The sequence below is a fragment of the Acetomicrobium sp. UBA5826 genome, from assembly GCF_002433005.1.
Classification (GTDB): Bacteria; Synergistota; Synergistia; order Synergistales; family Acetomicrobiaceae; genus Acetomicrobium.
The window spans coordinates 168088-187830 of sequence record NZ_DJHF01000017.1 but is presented as its reverse complement, the minus strand read 5'-3'; the positions used below and the strand labels follow the sequence as shown (position 1 = coordinate 187830).

Annotated in this window: 15 protein-coding genes and 3 tRNA genes; 15 read left to right on the top strand and 3 right to left on the bottom strand. The window is 44.1% G+C overall.

All coding sequences use genetic code 11. The features are described from left to right. Positions 1–12: 12 nt before the first annotated feature. Both guaB and B3N34_RS05310 read left to right on the top strand, forming a co-directional pair. Positions 13–1488, top strand: a complete 1476-nt coding sequence (guaB, locus tag B3N34_RS05315; protein WP_286975545.1) for an IMP dehydrogenase — start codon at positions 13–15, stop codon at positions 1486–1488. Positions 1489–1649: 161 nt separating this feature from the next. Beyond that, positions 1650–1847, top strand: coding sequence for a cold-shock protein (locus B3N34_RS05310; RefSeq protein WP_213697860.1), 198 nt, complete (start codon positions 1650–1652; stop codon positions 1845–1847). 58 nt (positions 1848–1905) lie between these two features. Here B3N34_RS05310 and hypF read toward each other — a convergent pair whose 3' ends face one another. Next, complete coding sequence (gene hypF / locus B3N34_RS05305; RefSeq protein WP_286975542.1) at positions 1906–4164, bottom strand: carbamoyltransferase HypF; 2259 nt, start codon at positions 4162–4164, stop codon at positions 1906–1908. Positions 4165–4236: 72 nt separating this feature from the next. On the opposite strand from hypF, the gene cobO reads away from it, so the two are divergent. From cobO to B3N34_RS05275, 6 genes are read left to right on the top strand one after another with little or no spacing between them, the layout of a single operon-like run. After that, positions 4237–4767: a cob(I)yrinic acid a,c-diamide adenosyltransferase gene (cobO, locus tag B3N34_RS05300; protein WP_273003227.1), complete on the top strand. Its 531-nt coding sequence runs from the start codon at positions 4237–4239 to the stop codon at positions 4765–4767. A gap of 19 nt (positions 4768–4786) precedes the next feature. Then, positions 4787–7342, top strand: a complete 2556-nt coding sequence (locus B3N34_RS05295; protein WP_286975541.1) for a calcium-translocating P-type ATPase, PMCA-type — start codon at positions 4787–4789, stop codon at positions 7340–7342. 8 nt (positions 7343–7350) lie between these two features. Next, entirely contained in the window at positions 7351–8394 is a 1044-nt protein-coding gene (mnmA, locus tag B3N34_RS05290; RefSeq protein ID WP_286975539.1) for a tRNA 2-thiouridine(34) synthase MnmA, read from the top strand. A gap of 4 nt (positions 8395–8398) precedes the next feature. Further along, on the top strand, positions 8399–10837 hold the full coding sequence (locus B3N34_RS05285; RefSeq protein WP_273003224.1) for a Lon protease family protein: 2439 nt from the start codon (positions 8399–8401) through the stop codon (positions 10835–10837). 2 nt (positions 10838–10839) lie between these two features. Then, entirely contained in the window at positions 10840–11607 is a 768-nt protein-coding gene (locus B3N34_RS05280) for an endonuclease III domain-containing protein (RefSeq protein WP_273003223.1), read from the top strand. Then, positions 11591–12739 (top strand): DUF362 domain-containing protein, encoded by a 1149-nt coding sequence (locus B3N34_RS05275; protein WP_273003222.1) that lies wholly within the window; start codon positions 11591–11593, stop codon positions 12737–12739. Before B3N34_RS05280 ends, B3N34_RS05275 begins: the two co-directional genes overlap by 17 nt. Positions 12740–12828: 89 nt before the next feature. Here B3N34_RS05275 and B3N34_RS05270 read toward each other — a convergent pair whose 3' ends face one another. Further along, a complete protein-coding gene (locus B3N34_RS05270) occupies positions 12829–13140 on the bottom strand; it encodes a YerC/YecD family TrpR-related protein (RefSeq protein WP_009201120.1) in 312 nt (103 codons plus the stop codon). Positions 13141–13255: 115 nt separating this feature from the next. Beyond that, on the bottom strand, positions 13256–14323 hold the full coding sequence (locus B3N34_RS05265; RefSeq protein ID WP_286975536.1) for a pyridoxal phosphate-dependent aminotransferase: 1068 nt from the start codon (positions 14321–14323) through the stop codon (positions 13256–13258). A gap of 307 nt (positions 14324–14630) precedes the next feature. Here B3N34_RS05265 and B3N34_RS05260 point away from each other — a divergent pair, with 307 nt between their 5' ends. The 7 genes from B3N34_RS05260 to ftsH all read left to right on the top strand — a co-directional run bounded on the left by B3N34_RS05260 (position 14631) and on the right by ftsH (position 19632). After that, positions 14631–15326 carry a lipid-binding SYLF domain-containing protein gene (locus tag B3N34_RS05260; protein WP_273003220.1) on the top strand — a complete coding sequence of 232 codons (696 nt, stop codon included), beginning with the start codon at positions 14631–14633 and terminating at the stop codon, positions 15324–15326. Positions 15327–15388: 62 nt separating this feature from the next. Next, a tRNA-Leu gene (locus B3N34_RS05255) sits at positions 15389–15475 on the top strand. A 30-nt stretch (positions 15476–15505) separates the two neighbouring features. Then, positions 15506–15582, top strand: a tRNA-Met gene (locus tag B3N34_RS05250). A 4-nt stretch (positions 15583–15586) separates the two neighbouring features. Next, a tRNA-Met gene (locus tag B3N34_RS05245) sits at positions 15587–15663 on the top strand. Positions 15664–15739: 76 nt separating this feature from the next. Further along, positions 15740–17137: a tRNA lysidine(34) synthetase TilS gene (tilS, locus tag B3N34_RS05240; protein ID WP_286975534.1), complete on the top strand. Its 1398-nt coding sequence runs from the start codon at positions 15740–15742 to the stop codon at positions 17135–17137. Between the two features lie 5 nt (positions 17138–17142). Next, the gene (gene hpt / locus B3N34_RS05235; RefSeq protein WP_273003218.1) at positions 17143–17679 is read left to right on the top strand and encodes a hypoxanthine phosphoribosyltransferase; all 537 of its coding nucleotides are present in this window, start codon (positions 17143–17145) and stop codon (positions 17677–17679) included. Between the two features lie 39 nt (positions 17680–17718). Continuing rightward, the gene (gene ftsH, locus B3N34_RS05230) at positions 17719–19632 is read left to right on the top strand and encodes an ATP-dependent zinc metalloprotease FtsH (protein ID WP_273003217.1); all 1914 of its coding nucleotides are present in this window, start codon (positions 17719–17721) and stop codon (positions 19630–19632) included. The last annotated feature ends 111 nt before the right edge of the window (positions 19633–19743 follow it).

The following is a 19743-nucleotide window of genomic DNA, read 5'->3' as shown; positions in this document are numbered from 1 at the left end:
AGGATTATAACGATGGATCTTTCTGAAAGATTTGTCGAATACGAAGGCTTTACCTTCGATGATGTTTTACTTGAACCAAGCTACAGCGAGGTGATACCTTCCCAAGTTTGCGTAAAAAGCTTCTTTACTTCTCGGATTGGGCTTAACATCCCCATATGTAGTGCCGCCATGGATACAGTGACCGATGGCCGTTTAGCCATTGCGATAGCGAGAGAGGGTGGCATTGGCGTAATACATCGAAACATGATGCCTGATGCCCAGGCTGAGGAGGTCGACAAGGTTAAGCGTTCCGAGTCGGGCGTAATAGTTGACCCTTTTTATTTGCACCCGGAAGATACCCTTCGTGACGCCGTTGCTTTAATGGAACACTACCATATTTCCGGCGTGCCAATCGTCGATGCCGAAATGAAGCTCGTTGGAATAATCACCAATAGGGATCTGCGCTTTATTACAGATTACGATCAGCCCATCAAGGACGTGATGACCAAGGAAAATTTAATAGTGTCACATATCGGGACCACGCTGGAAGATGCCAAGGCTATCTTAATGAAGCATAAGGTGGAAAAATTACCCATTGTCGACGGCGAAGGTCATCTGAAGGGACTCATAACTATAAAGGATATAATCAAGGTAAAGGAATTTCCTAATGCGTCTAAAGACACGAAGGGCAGATTGCGTGTAGCAGCTGCCATAGGCGTCGGCCCCGAGGCAATAGCCAGGGCCGAGCAGCTGGTTGCTGCAGGAGTAGATGCAATAGTTGTAGATACTGCCCATGGACACTCGAAGCTTGTTCTCGAAACGATTCGCAAGCTTAAGGAAAGATATGACGACCTGCCCGTCATAGGGGGAAACGTCGCCACTTCTGAGGGAACGCAGGCCTTGATAGAAGCAGGTGCAGATGGAGTCAAGGTTGGAGTGGGACCTGGTTCTATTTGCACGACTCGTGTTGTAGCGGGAATAGGTGTACCTCAAATAGCCGCAATTATGAATGCCTCGAAAATAGCAAAGCCCAAAGGTGTTAAAGTAATAGCCGACGGAGGTGTAAGATATTCTGGTGATATCACTAAAGCCATTGCTGCCGGAGCTGATGTGGTAATGATAGGCTCGCTATTCGCCGGGACAGAGGAAAGTCCCGGCGAAGAGGTAATTTATCGCGGCAGGTCTTTCAAAAGTTATAGAGGTATGGGTTCCCTAGCAGCTATGAAAGAAGGAAAAAGCAGGGACAGATATTTTCAGGAAGGAGTGGCTGATGAAAAGCTGGTTCCCGAGGGGATAGAAGGCTTAGTGCCTTATAAAGGTCCGTTATCAGCGCTCATATACCAGCTGGTCGGCGGATTAAAAGCAGGAATGGGTTATGTTGGGGCTCCTGATATAAAGTCCTTACAGGAGAAGGCGAGATTCATCAGAATTACAGCTGCATCGGTTAAGGAAAGTCACCCCCACGATGTAGTGGTAACCAAGGAAGCTCCCAATTATTGGATGGAGTAGAGTGACTACTTTAATGAAAAAGAAAATCTTGGTATTTGAAACATCAGTTATTAGCTTTGAAGGGTAACTTTTTATTGACGGAACTGTAAAATGTTGTTATAGTTAATGACAACATCGCATCGTTGAGTGCGGTTGATTTTTGTAATTGGGAGGAGCAAAGAATGTTAGGGACTGTCAAGTGGTTTAATGCAACTAAGGGCTATGGTTTCATTACGTCGGAGGATGGTAAAGACGTCTTTGTGCATTATTCAGCTATCGATATGAAGGGTTTCAAAACCCTTGAGGAGGGTGACAAGGTAGAGTTTGAAGTTGTTGATGGAGCTAAGGGACCTCAAGCAGCGCATGTAAAACGCGTTTAAGAATTCCCATTCAAATCCGAGGCAAAAACAGAGGGCGACGGTTGTCGCCCTCTGTTTTTTACTGCCAATGAGCAAGCCCAACGGCGACCTGGCCAAGCGATATGCATTCATCGTTAGGCGAAGTTCTCTTGTGGATTAAGGGTATTAACCCTGCTTCTTTTAGCAGAGCACAAGTTACGTTTAAAAGCCTCCTGTTTTGCCAGACTCCTCCCGATAGTGCTACATGTCGTATTCCCGATTGCGCAGCAAGTTTCGTACTGACATTTACTAAAACCTTGGAGAGTCCGTCGTGAAACCCGGCTGCAAGCTGGGCTTTATTTTTTTTATTCATACCTTCTATCAACCAGCGAATTGCGGGACGCCAGTCAATAAGCAATGCATCTCCTTTTTCTATTGTATCGAAGGGGGCGCATTCCTTTCCCTTTGCTATAGCCTCGAGCTCGATTGCGGCCTGAGCATCATAAGATACTTTATTTCGTAGGCCCAATATAGAGGCTGCAGCGTCGAAGAGCCTCCCTGCAGAAGAAGTTTTGACATATTTATCAGCGTTTTGAGCAATGAGCTTTATTTTGTCCTGTTCCTTTGGCCAAAGCTGGAGAGCAATTTGGAGGGCTTCCATTTTTTCAAAAGTTTGTAGCATCAAAGAAAGGGCAAAACGCCAGGGCTCTAAAACTGCCTTGTCGCCTCCGGGAAGGGGAGCCTGCAAAAGATGTCCTGCCCTGGAGAAAGATTTTGCACTGCCGATCAAAATCTCGCCACCCCATATACTTTCGTCATCACCAAAGCCTGTGCCGTCAAGCATCAATCCTATTGCCTCTCCCGAGAAATCGTTGTCCCAAAGACAGGCTGCCAGGTGGGCATGATGATGCTGCACGGACAGTTTACATTTTAGGCTTGACAGCTTATTACTTGCTATTCGAGTCGACAGGTATAGTGGGTGTTTATCGTATACTAAATATGAAGGAGATATTTCGTATAGAGACAAGAACATGTCCATTACATGTTCATATAAAGCAATACTTGAGATGTCCTTTAAATCTCCGAGATATTGGCTTGTGAATATGTAATGATCATGTGTCACAGAGAAGGTCGATTTCATCTCGCCGCCGGCACCAAATATAGGTGGAAGCGCTTTTTTTGAAGTATAAGGCTGGGGAACATATCCACGTGCTCTCCTGGTAAAAATCGGGGTCATTCCAGCCATGGCGATTACAGAATCGTCGATTTTCACGTAAATATCTCTGTTGTGCATCAGAAAATAATCGGCTATCGGACCAAGCTTTTCCAAAGCTTCTCTATTTCCTGCAACTAAGGGTTCGTCGGAGATGTTGGCACTCGTCATTATGAGAAGGTCCTGTTCCTCCAAGAGCAAATGATGAATTGGAGTGTAGGGCAACATTATTCCATAGGTATCTATATTTGGAGCTACATATCTGGATAGATTGTCGTCTTTGCCTTTTGGACATACGACAATTGGCCTTCGAGGAGAAAGCAGTAATTTCATCGCTTTTTCGTTTATTAGCACTATACTTTTTGCAGCTTCGAGATCTCTTGCCATTAAAGCAAAGGGTTTGTCAGGCCTTTTTTTGCGAATTCTAAGTTCTTTAACAGCTCTGTCGTTTCTGGGATCGCAGGCCAAATGATATCCGCCTATTCCTTTTATTGCCAATATCTTGCCTTCCCTCAGGTATTTGCTCGCTAATAAAACGGCATCGTTGTTTATGGCCATTTTTTCTCCTTTGGCATCGCAAAGCCACAGAGTTGGCCCACAATTGGGGCATGCATTTGGTTGTGCGTGATAACGCCTGTTCGAGACATCGGAGTACTCTTTGCGACATTCGTCGCACATTGGAAAGCATGCCATGGTAGTTTTTGTTCTGTCGTAGGGAAGCTCTTTTATTATTGTGTACCTCGGACCGCAATTCGTGCAATTTATAAAGGGATATCTATATCTTTTGTCATTAGGATCTCTCATTTCCTTTAGGCAATCTTCACAAGTGGCTATATCCGGAGGTATAAGGACCTTCTGAATATCCTGTTTTTCGCTTTCTCTTATTATGAAATCCTCAGGATCTGTCGAGGTTTCATCCTCGTATATCGACTCTACTGACTGAATCATTGCAAGAGGCGGAGCCTCATCCACGAGCTTTTCTGCGTATAATTCTATACTTTTTCTGTCGCCGTGCAGTTCTATTAAGACGCCCGAAGAGTTATTTTGAACGCTTCCTCCCAACTTTAGCTCCTTGGCTAATTTTGAGCAAAAGGGCCTGAAACCAACGCCCTGCACGACACCTTTAACGAGAAAAATTTTTTTCATATCTATTGACATACCTCCTTGCAAAAGGCATTGTAATCCTATCGTAAATTTGTTTCAATGGAGGCGATATTCTTGTCTTTGTTTGAAAGGGGTTTAATTCATGTTTATACAGGAAACGGTAAGGGAAAGACCACTTCAGCCATGGGTTTAATAGTGCGTTGCGTGGGTCATGAAGGAAAGGTGGCCATGGTTCAGTTTATGAAGGGATGGCCATTCTACGGAGAAATTAAGGGATTGAGCTATCTTCCGGGTGTGGAGCTCTTTCGAACCGGTAGCGATAGATGTTTTAAAAAGGGCGAACATACCGAAGTCGATTTAAGAGAAGCCAGGCGGGGATTAGGGATAGCTGAGAGATGTCTGACCGATCCAAAATACGATTTGGTAGTGTTGGACGAGATAAATGTTGCAGTCTATTTTGATTTGCTGAAGGTTTCGGATGTGCTAAACTTAATCAGCGCGAAACTTGCCTCAATTGAAGTGGTCTTGACGGGTAGATATGCACCAAAGGAAATAATAGAAGTAGCCGATTTAGTTACTGAGATGGTGGAGATAAAACATCCCTATCAAAAAAATATGTTGGCCAGAAAGGGCATAGAATATTAATAAAGAGGGAGGGCCTTTGTTGAATAGCGCCAGTCAGTTGAAAAACTTTCACTGCATTTCGGAGGAGGAACTTTTCGCAAAACTTAACTTATCGGATGCAAGAGGCTTGTCACAAGATGAAGCCGCCAGACGGCTTCAAATTTTTGGACCCAACGAATTGGCTGAGGAGGAGAAGGTTCCCTGGTGGAAGTTTCTTTTGAGGCAGTTCAAAAGTCCGATGGTTTACGTCTTAGCTTTAGCTGCTTGTATCAGTATCATTATGGGAGAAAGGCTGGATGCAGGGGCTATACTTGTAGTCATATTGATCAATGCTGTAATAGGTTTTTTGACTGAATATCGAGCCGAGCAGGCCCTTCAGGCTTTAAAATCGATGATTGTAAGGCAAGTTAAGGTTATTCGCGACGGGGAGATAGGGTTGCTACCTTCACAAGAGCTGGTCCCAGGTGATGTAGTCTTGCTGGAAGCCGGCGATGTCGTTCCCGCCGATGGAAGATTAATAGAAGCTTTCTCATTGGCCGTCGACGAATCTACTTTAACGGGAGAATCCGTACCTGTTGATAAAACTACTGACACTTTGCCCAAAGATACATTGCTTCCGGATAGGATTAATTGTCTTTACACGGGAACGGCCGTGGTAAGAGGTAATGGCAAAATGTTGGTATGCGCTACCGGTCTTCATACGGAACTCGGACGTATAAGTACTATGCTGCAAAAAGTCGAAAAGAGAGAGATACCCCTGGAAGCTCGCCTTGCCAAATTCACCAAATTTCTCATTAAACTCGTACTTGCTATCATATTTCTTATAGTAGCCATAGGAGTGCTCGAGGGTAATGAGCTATTGGCTATGTTTCAGATAGGTATTGCCCTTGCAGTTGCTGCTATTCCCGAGGGTCTTCCCTTCGTGGCGACGATGACTCTCGCCCTGGGCGTCCATCGTATGGCTAAGCTTAATGCCCTCGTTCGAAACCTTGCTTCCGTAGAGACCTTGGGAAGCACTTCAGTTATATGTACAGATAAAACCGGAACGATTACTCTTAACAAGATGACGGTTCGAGAATCGCTCATCGCAAGCGATAAAGCGAGAGAACTTCTATTTAGAGTGGCCGTATTATGTAACAATGCTTCAATAAATCACGAAAATCAAATTGGCGACCCCATGGAAGTGGCTTTGCTAAAATGGGCTTATGATAATGGGTTTGATCCCAACGAAATAAGGCGAGAATATCCACGACTAAAGGAAGACCCCTTTGATTCTTCCGTCATGAGGATGGCGACATACCACGACAATGGTATTGCAGTCAAGGGGGCTCCGGAACGCTTGCTGCAGGATTGTAGTTTTATATACGAAAATGATGCATTGAAGCCCCTTTCTTCCACGCTTAGGGACAAATGGAAGGATGATGTGGAGAGGCTGGCCAAGATGGGGATGCGGACCCTTGCCTTTGCCTTCGGACGTTCACTTGATGAATTGGCCTTTTTGGGCGTGGTGGGGATAATGGATCCGCCCAGAGAAGAGGTCAAAGAAGCCGTCGCCTCCTGTAGGGATGCAGGCATCCATGTAATCATGGTTACTGGAGATCACGTTACCACAGCTGTTGCCATAGCAAAAGAAGTGGGCATTATGGACGATCATGGCCTGGAAGCACTTGATGGCAGACAAATATCTGAGATGGACGAAGAAGAGATCGCAAGGAGAGCGAGAGAGGTAGCAGTGATAGCTAGAGTATTTCCGGAACATAAATCTAAGATCGTAAAGGGTCTTCAAAAAGCAGGCGAAGTAGTAGCGATGACCGGCGACGGAGTGAACGACGCAGTAGCCTTAAAACAAGCCGATGTTGGCATAGCTATGGGCATTCAAGGCACTGAAGTAAGCAAAGAGGCCGCCGATATCATTCTCGAGGACGATCGGTTCGCTACCATCGTCAATGCGGTAGCTGAGGGTCGAAGAATTTTCGACAATATAAGGAAAGCTGTTATTTATCTGCTTTGCTGCAATTTAAGCGAAGTGCTTGTCGTGTTCGGCGGGATATTGTTAAAGCTTCCTGCTTTACTGTTGCCTTTGCAGATATTATGGATAAATCTTGTGACAGACGTAATTCCGGCATTGGCTTTGTCCTTGGATCCGCCCGAGGCAGACACGATGAAAAGGCTTCCTAAAAGAAAGGACGAAGATATCCTCACGAGGGCGCACCAAATTAAGATAGGCTTTTTCGGGTCTGTAATGTTTCTTGGCGTTCTCGGCATCACATTGTATTCTCTAAAATATTTGGGCTTTTCTAGCTTGAAGGCTACTGAGATCAGCTTTCACAGTTTAGTTTTAACTCAATTGTTCTTCGTCTTCAGCGTTAGAGAATCAAGTATACTGAGAAACCCAGCGGATCTGCTGAAAAACCCTTATCTCTTTTTAGGTGTGCTGGCGTCTATGTTACTTCAAGTCGCCATAACCTATATTCCTATATTTCAAAGAGTATTGAAGATAGTTCCTTTGTCTGCAGGTGAATGGGGTATTGTATTAATAGGTGCTTTAATTCCTACATTTGTATTACAAATATATAAATTGATAAAAGGTGTGTGACATGGAAATTGAGGATAATTACTGCCATAAGCGGTGGAATAGACAGCTCCTTTGCTTTATCCTTGCTGGTGAAACAGGGGCATGAAGTAGTTGGCTGTTTTTTAGTGATGTCCGATGGTCACGAAGAAGATGTCGATAGGGCGCGTAGAGTTTGCGAACTGTTAAAAGTGCCCTTTTATGTAATTGATATAAGAGAGAAATTTAACAGTGAAGTAATAGTGCCCTTAATCACATCTTACTCCAATGGGAAAACTCCTAATCCCTGTGTATTTTGCAATCCAAATGTTAAATTTAAAACATTGTTCGATTTGCGCAACTGCTATAATGTCGATTTCATAGCTACGGGACACTATGCTAAAATTTATAAAAATGATTCGAATTATCATCTCGTCCGAGGCAGAGATCCCAAAAAAGAGCAAAGCTACATGCTCTACCGCCTCCCTAAAAATTGGTTGAGCAGTGTAATCTTTCCGCTGGGTGATCTGACGAAGGCCGAAGTGAAAAAGAAAGCCAGAGAGATTTTTGGGAATATCTTCGATGATGTCGAAGAAAGCGCAGATTTATGTTTTTTGAGGCGTGACGAAACTTTAAGGGGTTTTTTATCTTCGAGAATCGATGTTAAAGAGGGGCCAATTTTATCTTTGCAAGGGGGGTTTTTAGGCAGCCATAAAGGGGTCGGATATTATACCGTCGGACAGCGAGAGGGTCTTGGCTTGCCAAACGGTCCATGGTATGTGTCGGAAATTAACGCTTCAGAAAACGCCCTAATAGTTGGAAGAAAAGAGGATTTGCAAAGACGATTTGTAAAATGTTACTCTCCCCATTGGCTGGAAGGGCTCGAAATTGGAAAAGTATATAGTGCTCAGCACAGATACAAAACTACGCCAAAACCGGTTGCATTGATGGATAGTGGGGAAGAAGGGTTTACAGTTAAGGCTTTGGAGAGTCCTTTTTGGGGAGTAGCGCCAGGGCAGTCGCTCGTCCTTTATGACGGAGACGTTGTAGTTGGTGGAGGTATTATAGCCGGCTGTAGTGAAGCAAAGGAGGTATAGATAAATGTCATCAATTTTAGAAGAAAAAAGAGTACCGAAAGAATTGCTGCGCTCCAGGGTTTCCATGGAGAAATTTTCTTTTTCAACCACCGCTGAATTGGTTAGCGATAAAAGGTTAATAGGGCAGGAGCGTGCTGCAAAGGCGGTTTCTTTTGGACTATCGCTCAATAAAAAAGGGTTTAATATTTTTGTAGTTGGCAACCCGGGCAGTGGACGAATGACCTACGCTATGCGACAGATAGAAGCCAAAGCAAAAAAGTTACCTGCGCCGGATGACTGGCTTTACATGCACAATTTTGAAAACCCAAGCTCCCCAATTGCCATCAATATGCCGGCAGGGCAGGGCAAGCGGTTTGCTCAGACCATGACCGAAGTGATAGAGGAGCTTAAGTCAACCTTGAGCAAAGCCTTTGAAGATAGCCAATACGAGGATGCAAAGGCGCAATTGGTAAAAGAATTTCAAGAACAGGTCAATGAATTAATGGATCGTTTGCGAAATATAGCGCAACAAAACGGATTCCTTATAAAACGTACTCCTCAGGGTTTCGTGAATATCCCCTTAGTTAAAGTCGAAGAGGATGGAAAGGTAGTTCAAAGGGAAATGCAACAGGAGGAATTTGAAGCACTCCCCGAGGAGGAACAGAAAAGGCTTCAGGAAATATCTGAGAAGATTTCGCAGCACACCCTTGAGACCCTAAGAAAGATAAGGGACTTAGAAAAAAACCTTAAGGACAGGATTAAGGAATTAGAGAGAAATATTTCGCGAAGCGCTATAAGTCCTTTTCTCAGCGAATTAAGGGAAAGATACGGAAAATCCCAGAAACTTTTGAAATGGATCGCCTCGATGGAAGAGGACGTTATAAAAAACTTCAACATTTTTGTTGCGGCGGCCAGGGATGAAAACATTGAAGTTGATTTCGGTAAATACATGGTTAATGTTTTTGTCAGCAATGATCCCGAAGATGGCGCTCCTGTAATTAGAGAGTCCAATCCGACCTACTACAACCTGATGGGCAAGGTGGAATATGAGAGCAGACAGGGTTATCTTTATACTGATTTCAGAAAGATAGTTGCAGGTGCGATTCATAGGGCTAACGGCGGATATCTGGTTCTGGAGGCCGAAGAGCTGTTAAGGCAATATTTGTCATATGATGCTTTAAAACGTGCCCTCAAGGATGAGAAGCTTACGATCGAAAACTTGGGAGAACAATTAGGCTTTTTGCCCGTATCCTCCCTAAGGCCGGAACCTATTCCATTGAACATAAAGGTAGTAATTGTAGGCACTCGTTTGATATATTATTTATTGAGCTTGTATGACAAAGAGTTTTCGGAGCTCTTTAAGATAAAAGCTGATTTCGATGTAGATATGCCGAGAAACGAGAATACCGAATATGATATGGCCGTATTTATAGCGGAATATACGCAGCAGGAAAACCTGCTTCCCTATGATAGAGAAGCAGTGGGTGAAGTCATAGAATATGCATCTCGTTTGGCGGATCACAAACAACGTATGACCACACAGATGAATAAAATAACGGAAGTTTTGGTTGAAGCGACCGCTTGGGCTAGGGCCGAAGGTAAAGAGTTAGTAGAAGCTTCGGATGTCAAGAAAGCTATCAAAGAAATGCGCTATCGTGTCAGCTTAATAGAGGACCGTATGTTCAGGGCCTTTGAGGATGGAATCCTTCGCGTTGAAGTCGATGGCGAGAGAGTAGGGCAAATCAACGGTCTTACCGTGATAGATATGAGAGAACATTCCTTTGGTCATCCCGTTAGAATAACCTCAAACATTTATATGGGGCATGAGGGCGTCGTCAATATCGAAAGAGAGGTAAAATTGACGGGCCCGATCCACAATAAGGGTCTGTTAATTCTCTCCAGTTATTTGGGCAAGAAATATGCCCAAGATATGCCGCTTACCCTGACTGCCAGGATTGCCTTTGAGCAGACCTACGAAGAAATCGAAGGGGATAGCGCTTCCTCTACGGAGCTATATTGTCTTCTGTCGTCCCTTTCGGGCTATCCCTTAAAACAAGGCATTGCAGTGACGGGTTCGGTAGATCAATTTGGCAGCATTCAGCCTATTGGAGGAGTTAACGAAAAGATCGAAGGATTTTTTAGGTATTGCAAGTTGCGGGGATTGACGGGCGAACAGGGTGTTATGATTCCGAAACAAAATTTGATACACCTGATGTTGGATCACGAAGTGTTAGAAGCTGTAGAAGAGGGAAAATTCCACATATGGGCAATTGATACCGTTGATGAGGGTTTGGAAATTGTGACAGGTGTTCCTGCGGGCGTTCCGGATGAGTCGGGCAAATATCCCGACGAAACTGTTCACGGCAAGGCCAAAGAAAGACTTAGATTTTTTATGGAAGAAGCTGCAAAGCTTAAAAAAGCCCTTCAAAAGACGGAAAGGGAAGAAAACAACGAGAACAATTAAGAATGACGAAATTACAAGGAGCCGTAAATAGTTCTGGCGGTACTGATCGAATGTTAATAGAGCGCAATCTTACAGAGCTGTCTTTAAGAGAGTGGGTTCTTAACGCGATCGATGTTTTAGCGGGCCTTTGGTCTCACTTGCGGCCCGCTAAAACGACGAGTGACGAACCCCTGGATGGATTGATATTAACCATATTGTCCCAGAATACGAACGACAAGAATAGAGATCGTGCATACGAGCTTTTAAGGTCACGCTATCCTCGATGGGAGGATGTGTTAGTGACAGCAGAAACCGAGCTTGCTGAGGTCATCAAACCGGCAGGTTTATCTAATATAAAAGCGTCGAGGATAAAAAGCGTGCTAGGCCTTATAACCGAGCGATTTGGAAGCTGTTCTTTAAAGCCATTGAAGGGCATGAAAAAAGAAGAAATAATAAATTTTTTAAGCTCTCTTCCGGGCGTGGGGCCGAAGACCGTTGCATGTGTCCTTCTCTTCGATCTTGGGATACCGGCTTTTCCTGTGGATACACATGTCAACCGACTTTGTAAAAGAATAGGTTGGGTAAGCCCTAAAAGCACACCTGAAGAGACACAGAAGATAATGGGATCGGTTATACCTGCGGATTTATACTGGTCGGCCCATTTGGACATCATATCTCACGGAAGAAATATCTGCGTCTCAAGAAGACCTAAGTGCACGATATGTCCGTTAAATGCTCGAAATTTATGCCTTTTTGTCTTGGAGGAGAAAAAAGGTGACAAAAAAATATAAAGTAGCTCTTCGACGAGCTTCGTCCTATGAACTCGATGAGGTGTGTGAGGCCTTAAATTTCACATTGGATGCTATTGAGGAATGGATCCCCTCACGATTTTTGTTCGAAAAACTGCTTTTAAAGGTAAACCTCCTCGCTCCCAAAAAACCTGATTTAGCCATAACGACTCATCCTTCCATCGTTCAGGCTCTGATTAAAGTGGCCAGAAAAAAGGGGCATTTGGGGGAAATTGCAGTTGCAGACTCGCCGGGACATCTCTATGCCGACAGGAAAGAGGAACTTTTAAGGCTGACAGGAATGACAAGTGCCGTTGAAATCGACGATAACGCTATTGCTACTATATTGTCCGATGGCGGATTTGTCGTTCTCAAACGGGACGAAAACGTGGTACTAAAAGAGCTTACCGTTTCGAAACGCTATTTTGAGGCGCCTTTCGTGATCAATGTTGCCAAACTGAAAACACATGCCGAAACGGAGATTACTGCATGCGTGAAGAATTGTTTTGGGATAGCTGATACCAGCACCAGGAAAAGAGCTCACTTTTCCATGTCTATAAATCAATTATGCAACGCTATAGTGGATCTATATTTAACAAGGCCACCTGAATTGAACGTATTAGATGCCATATATGCTATGGAGGGAAACGGCCCTACCCACGGACATCCCAAATTTGTTGGCCTTATTATGGCATCTAAAAACGCCCTTGCCTTGGATTTCGTGGCGGCAAAGGTTATGGGATATAAGAATCCCTTAAACATACCATTGCTGAACATCGCGGCAAAAAGGGGAATTGGACCATCTTCCGTCGATGAAATAGAAATTATAGGTGTGGAACCTGATGAGATTGAATCAAAGGGGTTCATTAAAAGCAGTTCGTCTCTGAGGCTTTTGCCCACATGGCTTAGAGGTTGGACGCATAGATGGGTTGCATTATCTCCCCGCCTCCAGGAAGAGAAATGCGTAAAGTGCGGGATTTGCGCCGATGTCTGTCCTCGGAAAGCTATCAGAATGGACCCCCTTCCTCGCATAGACAGAGCAATGTGTGTTAAGTGTCTGTGTTGTCACGAGATGTGTCCTACCGGAGCCATGGAAGTCCATGAAAATATGTTGATGAAGTTTCTTAGGATGTAGGTAGCGCTTCTCGGTGGAAGACGCGATAACAAATAAAGGGGACANNTGTCCCCTTTATTTGTTATCGCACAAGATCATATAGTTTCAAACTATTCTGGTCTCGTATCGCCCTCGAAGTTTTTGAGCCTCTCCAGTACCAACTTGTATCCATCGGCACCATATTCCAGAAATTTCTTTACACGGCTTATGGTGGCTGTGCTCGCCCCTGTCTGTTGTGCTATTTGAGGATAGGTGTATCCCTCTTCGAGCAAACGAGCTACTTCAAGCCTCTGGGCGAGGGCTCTGATTTCTCCAATTGTTGCTGCATCCTCTAGGAAATTGTAAATTTCATCGACGTTTTTCAAGGCCAAAAATGCTTTGCAGAGTTGATCGGTTAACCGATCTTTCCATTTGTCTGCCATCTTTTATCCCCCCTTTTTATCGTATATCATGATGATTCACACTTTACTGTGTGACTTATCATTGCTGAATTAAATACTACAGTTTTAAACGTGCATTTGTCAAGGGGGGAATTATCTAAGCTATAACAAATTCAGCATTTGGTTGTCGTACAATGGAACGAAATGCTTGAATTACATAATTCAATTCCTCCTCTTTTCCAATAGAAACGCGCATCCAAGTAAAGCTGTCGATATCTAAGTCCAGGAGATTTATCCTTATTCCTTTATCCCGCAGGAAAGCCTTTATATAGTCCCTGTCGAGCTCTGACCGTATAAGAACAAAGTTGCTCTGACTGGGATATGCATAGAAGGAGTCTATTTCATTAACTTCTTCTATAAATTTGTCGCGCAAAAATCTTATGCTGTAAACTCTGCTTTTCATCCACTCGTCGTAATCTAGCATTATACAGGCAATCTCCTGTGAAATGACGTTAACGTTAAAAGGACTTTTTATTTTATTCAATGTCTTGGCAATTTCATTCGAACAAAGGGAGTAACCAACCCTTAATCCCGCCAGTCCCCATGCCTTAGACAGCGTCCTTAAGATGCATAAATTGGAGGGAAAATTTTTCTTCAAAACATCAAGAGAAGATCTGGAGGCGAATTCTACGTATGCTTCATCCAACACGAAGGGACAGGGTGACATTTTTGCGATGTTTATCAGAAGTGCGGGATCTATGAACGTCCCTGTCGGGTTGTGTGGGTTATCGAGCAGTATTAGTTTTGGAGATATTCTTGCTATAGCATCTAAAATTTGCTCCACATCCAGGGTGATATGTTTGTCGTTAAAATTAATGGGAACTACATGTTGCTCGGCTCCAAATATTTTACAAAGGCGATTGTACTCTGAAAAGCAAGGATATGCAGTAAGTACTTTATCGCCAGGCTTAACATAGGCCATAAACAACATGGAAAGTATTTCGTCGCCTCCATTGCCAATGACGATTCTTTCCTGGGGGAAATTTAGCTTCATGCTTAATTTGCTTCGCAATTTGTTTGCAAGGGGATCGGGGTAGCGATTTAGGTCGATTTTAGAGATTATCTGTCGCATCTCTTCCCTGGGAGAGGGAGGAAGTTCAAAGGGATTTTCGTTCTTATCTAGTCTCAATTCTTTATCTAATGTGTATTCATGATCACGTAACATTACGTAATCCTCCTAACGATTTATTATAATAAACACATGACGCAGCCAATACAAAGTTTATCATGATCATGCGATTCTAGTCAAGTGCTTTGGCACCAACTCACGGGTATTTTTTAGGAAGGTTAATATATAATATATTTCTAGTATATCGCTATCATTTAAATCAAACAACATTATATTAATACTTGCAAATATGATTGTTTAACTCAGATATATGACGGGTATGCGGATAGGTAGTTACCATGAAAATAAAGATGCTGTCGTGTAGTATAATAAAAATAAATAAAATTAAAAGGGAGGTAAGGTGATGGTAGAAGTCAAATATAAAAACTTCAAAATTGTTGCAGTTGTTTTGTTGTCAGTGCTTTCCATAGTTTTTGCGGGCTCTGGTGCTTGGGCCAAGACGCCCGAACAGATGATAACTTTATCGACCGAACTGCTGCAGGAAATGGGAAGGCAAAGCGATGTAGAAGGATTGACGGACTTGCTTAAAGACTGCAAAGGTATTGCAATATTCCCTAACGTTACAAAGGCTGGGTTTGTATTTGGAGCTGAATTCGGCGAGGGATTGATGTTAAGGAGGGATCCGAATACGAATCAATGGTACGGACCTTCGTTTTTAAGTGTTGGCGGCATATCCGTAGGACTTCAGATAGGGGTTCAATCGACGGGCTTGATATTAGTTATAATGGACGATGCCGGACTGGAAGCTTTAAAAAAAGAACATGTTAACCTGGGTGCGGATGTTTCCGTGGCAGCTGGTCCCGCTGGTCGCAGAGCTGGCGCCGCAACGAATTCAATTTACAGTTATTCGATCGCCAAGGGAGCTTTTGCAGGGGTTTCCTTGAGCGGAGGATCCGTTGATACGGACGAGAATGCCAACATAGCATACTGGGGCAAAAAGTTGACACCTGAGGAGATTTTGAAAAAGAGGGCTACGAAGAGCGATGTACAGCCACTAGTCAAAGAATTAAACAAATTGATAGCGATGGCAAAGAAATAATAAAAACTGACGAAACCTCCCCTTGACTACTGCTCCGCATATTCCTATAATGTTTCTTGCCAGCCGGGCTGGCGGAATGGTAGACGCACGGGACTTAAAATCCCGGGGACGCAAGGTCCGTGCGGGTTCAAGTCCCGCGCCCGGCACCATCTGGCGTCCGGGGTAAGAGTGAGTGATATCGCGGGGTGGAGCAGACCGGTAGCTCGTCGGGCTCATAACCCGAAGGTCGCAGGTTCAAATCCTGCCCCCGCAACCAATTTGGCGGTGTAGCTCAGTTGGCGAGAGCATGCGGTTCATACCCGTAGGGTCAGTGGTTCAAATCCACTCACCGCCACCAAAATTTTGCGTTCTACATGGGCGGGGCTGTTACCCCGCCCATGTTATATCTTTTTGACCCACAGGTGATTATAAAGGTGTATTTATCGAAAGACATTCCTAAATGGATTATGAGTTGGTACTATCCTAAATTCAAGGCTGCAGGAGAACGACAAGGATGGTGGAACATCGCTGATTCGATAGTTGCCGGCATATCGGGAGGGCCGGACTCGGTGGCACTCCTCTGGATGCTCGTTAATCTATGGCGAGGTAAGGTTATCGTAGCTCACTTTGAACATGGAATAAGGGGTAGGGAATCGATCGAGGATGCTGTATTCGTGCGCGATTTGGCCTTCAGTTTTCAATGCCCCTTTTTTATGGAAAGCGTCCCAGTACCTCAGTTGCGTCAAAAAGGAGAAGGCATCGAAGAAGCCGCGCGTAGACTTCGTTATGAATTTCTTGAAAAAATTAGGAGCGAAAATAAAGCTGCATGCATTGCCGTGGGCCATCATAACGACGATCTTGTCGAAACAGTTCTATTTAACGTAATAAGAGGTACCGGATTGAGAGGTCTGCAAGGTATTCCGGAAAAGCGCGGTTATATAGCAAGACCTTTGATAGATTTTACCAGAAGGGAAATAATCGATCTCCTCGAGGGACTTAGTGTCAACTGGAGAGAGGATTCTACCAATGTAGATACCAATTACGCTAGAAACAAGATAAGATTACAGCTGATCCCTCTGCTCGAAAGGGAGTATAACCCAAAGATCAGAAAACATATCGCCTTTCTTTCCAGGCAAGCTTTCGAAACGGCCAATTTGCTCGAGAACGAGGCCGCTAAAATTAACGGCCTCGTTGGGATAAAACCTCTTCCTTACACGAAGGCTCTTTGGGACAGGAAGGCCCTGCGGTCTTTGAATCTTCCTGCTTTACAAATAGCAGAATGTCTTCGCAAACAACAAAGAGATATGCATTTAACCACTCTTTCAAGCGACAGAACTGAATTGTTGCTCAAGCTCATTAAAGATAAGATAAATTGGAGGTTTCAGTGGGAGGGCAAAGTTGAGGTTTGTGGAGATAAAAATTTCATTGCTTGGCTTGACTGGGATGTTAATGATAGATTAATCGATGTCCCAATAGATTTGGAATCGAGGCCGAGCGGAACATTTTCTTGGAATGGTTGGGAAATTTCTTGGGAGCTTTTAGAGGGCAAGTTCACTCAAAGCAAATTTGGCACTCATCAGTGTCGCCTTATAATTGACAATCAAGAGAGCGCTGTTATTAGGGTTATGTCTGCTATTAAGGCTCGCAAAACTTTTGATTGGAACCTGGAATTTATGTCTTGGTGGGCCAAACGAGGATGGCCAATATTCATTTTAAGTTGTAAAATGTGGTGGGTACCGATATACGGCGAAGGCAAGGGCAAAAATGTAATATGGCCTTCATCGAGAGCCGTTCAGATAAAAGCACATTACCAGAAAGACGAAAGGATGTAGCATTTATGTCGTATGAGTTGAGCGAAATTCTAATTAGCGAAGAAGAAATTAAAAAAAGGGTAATGGAATTGGGTCGGCAAATATCGAAAGATTATGCAGGCAAAGAGTTGATAATTATTGGCGTTCTCAAAGGAGCAGTTATATTTCTCTCAGATCTAGTTCGAAATATAGACAGCTCAGTAAAGGTGAAAATTGACTTTTTAGCGGTATCGTCGTATGGTGCCTCTACAAAGACAAGCGGAATCGTGAGAATTATCAAGGATATAGATACCGATATCAAGGGATGCGAGGTTTTGATTGTAGAAGATATCATGGACACGGGATTGACGCTCTCTTATTTGTCAAGACTCATGATGGAAAGGGAACCGAGAGGCCTGAAGGTATGCGTTCTCTTGGATAAGCCGGAGAGGCATCAGTCAGAGGTAAATATCGATTATTGCGGATTTACAATTCCCGATGAATTTGTAGTAGGATATGGCTTGGATTATGCGGGATTGTGGAGAAATTTGCCGTCAATATATGTTGTAAGGCCCTCTATATGAGGCGGAAAGCCTGTTTTAGGGTAAAGAGGTGGTAATAGATTGAATAGAATGATGAAAAACTTAGGGTTGTATTTGATATTGATAGTGCTCGTAGTTAGTCTGGTCAACATGTTCATCACTCCAATGCAGCAAACTCGTGATGTTGCGCCACTATCTTATTCAGAGTTCCTTGAACAAGTTGATAAGGGCAACGTTACGGAGGTTGCCATAGATGGATCCAGCATTACGGGTAAATTAAAGGATGGTAGAGTGTTTAATACCTATGCCGTTGGAGTGGGAGATTTAGCGAAGGAGATAGCGGCAAGGGGTGTTAATGTGGAAGTCAAACCACCACAAGCGGCTCCTTGGTGGTCTGGGATGGTCTCTTCCCTATTCCCAACCCTTCTTTTGATAGGTGCATGGATTTTCATTCTCTATCACATGCAAGGCGGGGGAAGCAAAGTCATGTCCTTCGCTAAAAGCAAGGCAAAGATGTTCTTGGATAATCGTCCTAAGGTAACCTTCGATGACGTTGCGGGTTGCGACGAAGCCAAGGAAGAGTTGCATGAGGTTATAGAGTTCTTGCGAAATCCAAGAAAATTTTCTGCCCTGGGTGCTAGGGTACCCAGAGGAGTTCTTCTGCTAGGGCATCCCGGTACGGGCAAGACCTTATTGGCTAGAGCTGTAGCAGGGGAGGCAGATGTACCCTTCTTCAGCATCAGCGGTTCGGACTTCGTGGAGATGTTCGTCGGCGTCGGAGCTGCCAGGGTTCGGGACCTTTTTGAGCAGGCCAGGAAATATCAGCCCTGCATTATCTTTATAGACGAAATAGATGCCGTCGGAAGGCATAGAGGAGCTGGGCTTGGAGGAGGGCACGATGAGAGAGAGCAAACCTTAAACCAATTGCTCGTAGAGCTCGACGGGTTCGATGCGTCGACGGGAATAATCGTAATAGCAGCGACCAACAGACCCGATATATTGGACCCTGCACTTCTTCGACCCGGGCGGTTTGATCGTCAGATCGTCGTCGACAGGCCTGATTTCAATGGAAGACTGGCCATACTTAAGGTTCATTTACGAGACAAAAAAGTGGATCCCAATGTAAATTTGGAAATTATAGCAAAAAGGACTCCAGGATTTGTTGGTGCCGATCTAGCTAACCTGGTTAACGAATCAGCTTTATTGGCTGCAAGGCGCAATAAGAAGCAAATAACGATGGAGGAGTTTGAAGAGGCCATAGACAGAGTAATAGCTGGGCCGGAACGCAGGAGCAGGGTTATAAGCCCGAAGGAAAAAAGAGTCATAGCATTACACGAGTCGGGTCATGCTCTTGTGGCCAAGCTTTTGCCCGATTGCGATCCCGTGCATAAAGTCTCCATAATACCCAGGGGGCATCAGGCCTTGGGCTATACTATGCAGCTGCCCGAAGAAGATCGCTTTCTCATATCCAAAAAAGAGCTATTGAATCAAATATGTGTTTTATTAGGCGGAAGAGTTACCGAGGAGCTCAAGAGCGACGATATCACTACGGGATCCCAGAACGATTTAGAGCGCGCTACCCAAATAGCCAGGAAAATGGTCACCGAGTTCGGAATGAGCGAACGATTGGGTCCGGTTAGATTGGGACGAAAACAACACGAGATATTTCTTGGAAGAGATATAGTCGAAGATAGGAATTACAGCGAAGAGATCGCATACGCTATAGACCAAGAAGTCAGGCGTATCATTGACGACTGTTATGAGTTAGTTAGAGATCTTTTGGTTAAACATGACTCGGTACTTGAAAAAATTGCTGCGGTTTTACTGGAAAAAGAAGTTTTGGAGGGCGAAGAATTAGATAGCTTAATCAACGAAAAACTTGATGAAGTGACGGATCGTTCTGAGGGGGATGCTGATGCCGAGTCAGTTGCCGCGGCACAGGCTGTTGAGAAAAAAACGTCACTTCAGCTTGAACCTAGGATAGATCCGGCATAGGTATAATTGGACATCACTGACTGTGGATAGGATGCTTTAGATATACTAGATAATGGCGCGTAGATAATCCTGCGCGTCATGCTTTTTCTTGATAATATACATGAGGTGGTT